This window comes from Blastococcus sp. SYSU D00820, assembly GCF_054050695.1.
Window position 1 is genome coordinate 1 of sequence record NZ_JBJGZW010000044.1, and the last position, 3,490, is coordinate 3,490.

A 3,490-nucleotide genomic window follows, 5' to 3' on the forward strand; every position below is an offset into this window, starting at 1 on the left:
GGGGAACGGGGTCGGGCAGGGGTTCGGGGGTCGTAGGCACGCTGTTGGGTCCTGAGGGATCGGGCGATTGGGTCCGGTGACTCTCCGATGCCGGGGCCTCCTGGATCTCATACCGCCGCATGTCGCCCGTTGGGTGGGGTGCGGGGCTGGTGGGGTCGGTGGTGGAGGTGACTGGTTGTTGTTTGAGAACTGCACAGTGGACGCGAGCATCTTTCTTCTAGGTCTGTGTGACAGATCTGGTTTGTAGGCCCGCCCGTCGATACGCGCTGGTATGCCTTTCGGGGTGTGCGGTGTGTGGTTGGTGGGTGGGATTTTTGTGTGGCCAAGTTGTTAAGGGCACACGGTGGATGCCTTGGCACCAGGAGCCGATGAAGGACGTAGGAGGCTGCGATAAGCCTCGGGGAGCTGCCAACCGAGCGTTGATCCGAGGATGTCCGAATGGGGGAACCCCGCACCAGTCATGTGGTGTGACCCGCGCCTGAACACATAGGGCGTGTGGAGGGAACGTGGGGAAGTGAAACATCTCAGTACCCACAGGAAGAGAAAACAACCGTGATTCCGTGAGTAGTGGCGAGCGAAAGCGGATGAGGCTAAACCGATCGCATGTGATAGCCGGCAGGCGTTGTGTGGTCGGGGTCGTGGGACAGTTCGAACATCTCTGCCGGGATGTTAGGGAGTCAGAAAGACATGTCGTTAGTGGAAGGCCTGCTGGAACGGGTCGCCGTAGAGGGTGAGAGCCCCGTACACGAAAACGCGTGTCCTCCCGAGCTTGCTCCCAAGTAGCACCGAGCCCGTGAAATTCGGTGTGAATCTGGCGGGACCACCCGCTAAGCCTGAATACTCCCTGGTGACCGATAGCGGACAAGTACCGTGAGGGAAAGGTGAAAAGTACCCCGGGAGGGGAGTGAAATAGTACCTGAAACCGTGTGCCTACAAGCCGTGAGAGCCTGACGTCCTTTCGGGGGCGGGGGTGATTGCGTGCCTTTTGAAGAATGAGCCTGCGAGTTAGCGGTACGTGGCGAGGTTAACCCGTGTGGGGTAGCCGTAGCGAAAGCGAGTCCGAACAGGGCGAGTGAGTCGCGTGCTCTAGACCCGAAGCCGAGTGATCTACCCATGGCCAGGTTGAAGCGCGGGTAAGACCGCGTGGAGGACCGAACCCACCAGGGTTGAAAACCTGGGGGATGAGCTGTGGGTAGGGGTGAAAGGCCAATCAAACTCGGTGATAGCTGGTTCTCCCCGAAATGCATTTAGGTGCAGCGTCACGTGTTTCTTGCCGGAGGTAGAGCACTGGATGGCCGATGGGCCCCACAAGGTTACTGACGTCAACCAAACTCCGAATGCCGGTAAGTGAGAGCGTGGCAGTGAGACTGCGGGCGATAAGGTTCGTAGTCGAGAGGGAAACAGCCCAGATCATCGGCTAAGGCCCCTAAGCGTGTGCTAAGTGGAAAAGGATGTGGGATCGCAGTGACAACCAGGAGGTTGGCTTAGAAGCAGCCACCCTTGAAAGAGTGCGTAATAGCTCACTGGTCAAGTGGTTCCGCGCCGACAATGTAGCGGGGCTCAAGCACACCGCCGAAGCCGTGGCATTCACACAAGTACCCGCTCCGTTCCTTCGTGGATCGGGGCCAGGTGTGTGGATGGGTAGGGGAGCGTCGTGTGGCGGTGGAAGCGGCGGAGGAATCCAGCCGTGGACGCCACGCGAGTGAGAATGCAGGCATGAGTAGCGAGAGGGGAGTGAGAAACTCCCCCGCCGGAAGACCAAGGGTTCCTGGGCCAGGCTAATCCGCCCAGGGTGAGTCGGGACCTAAGGCGAGGCCGACAGGCGTAGTCGATGGACAACGGGTTGATATTCCCGTACCCGCGAAGGAACGCCCATGCTGAACCCTTTGATGCTAACCACCCGAACCGCCGGATCCCTTTGGGGTGATGGTGGGGAGGCTGGGACCCGATCTGGTAGTAGGCAAGCGATGGGGTGACGCAGGAAGGTAGTCCTACCGGTGAGTGGTAGTACCGGTGCAAGGGTGTGGCCCGTCCGATAGGCAAATCCGTCGGACATACAGGGTGAGGCCTGACGCATAGCCGAATGAGGCGAATGGGATGATCCTATGCTGCCGAGAAAAGCCTCTAGCGAGTTCCGAGCGGCCCGTACCCCAAACCAACTCAGGTGGTCAGGTAGAGAATACCGAGGCGATCGAGCGAACTGTGGTTAAGGAACTCGGCAAAATGCCCCCGTAACTTCGGGAGAAGGGGGGCCCTTTACCGTCAACACCCTTGCGGTGGGCAGCGGTGGGGGGTCGCAGAGACCAGTGAGAAGCGACTGTTTACTAAAAACACAGGTCCGTGCGAAGTCGTAAGACGATGTATACGGACTGACGCCTGCCCGGTGCTGGAACGTTAAGGGGACGGGTTAGCTCTTCGGGGCGAAGCTCAGAACTCAAGCGCCAGTAAACGGCGGTGGTAACTATAACCATCCTAAGGTAGCGAAATTCCTTGTCGGGTAAGTTCCGACCTGCACGAATGGCGTAACGACTTCTCAGCTGTCTCAACCACAGGCTCGGCGAAATTGCACTACGAGTAAAGATGCTCGTTACGCGCGGCAGGACGGAAAGACCCCGGGACCTTCACTATAGCTTGATATTGGTGTTCGGTTCGGCTTGTGTAGGATAGGTGGGAGACTGTGAAGCGGGCACGCCAGTGTTCGTGGAGTCGCCGTTGAAATACCACTCTGGTCGAATTGGATGTCTAACCTCGGTCCGTGATCCGGATCAGGAACAGTGTCAGGTGGGTAGTTTAACTGGGGCGGTTGCCTCCCAAAATGTAACGGAGGCGCCCAAAGGTTCCCTCAGCCTGGTTGGCAATCAGGTGTCGAGTGCAAGTGCACAAGGGAGCTTGACTGCGAGACCGACGGGTCGAGCAGGAGCGAAAGCTGGGACTAGTGACCCGGCACCGGCATGTGGAAGCGGTGTCGCTCAACGGATAAAAGGTACCCCGGGGATAACAGGCTGATCTTCCCCAAGAGTCCATATCGACGGGATGGTTTGGCACCTCGATGTCGGCTCGTCGCATCCTGGGGCTGGAGTAGGTCCCAAGGGTTGGGCTGTTCGCCCATTAAAGCGGTACGCGAGCTGGGTTTAGAACGTCGTGAGACAGTTCGGTCCCTATCCGCCGTGCGCGTAAGAGACTTGAGAAGAGCTGTCCCTAGTACGAGAGGACCGGGACGGACGAACCTCTGGTGTGCCAGTTGTACCGCCAGGTGCACTGCTGGTTGGCTACGTTCGGCAGGGATAACCGCTGAAAGCATCTAAGCGGGAAGCTCGCTTCAAGATGAGGTCTCTCACCCAGTCAATGGGGTAAGGCCCCCGCCCAGACCAGCGGGTTGATAGGCCGGAAGTGGAAGCATCGCAAGATGTGGAGCTGACCGGTACTAATAGGCCGAGGGCTTGACCACACACACCCATTCCGGGTCGGTCACCCAAACAGATCCAGAAAA

At 58.7% G+C, this 3,490-nt stretch carries 1 rRNA gene; it reads left to right on the forward strand.

The features are described from left to right. Nucleotides 1-320: 320 nt before the first annotated feature. Nucleotides 321-3,448: ribosomal RNA gene (locus ACI79R_RS23915) — 23S ribosomal RNA — on the forward strand. The last annotated feature ends 42 nt before the right edge of the window (nucleotides 3,449-3,490 follow it).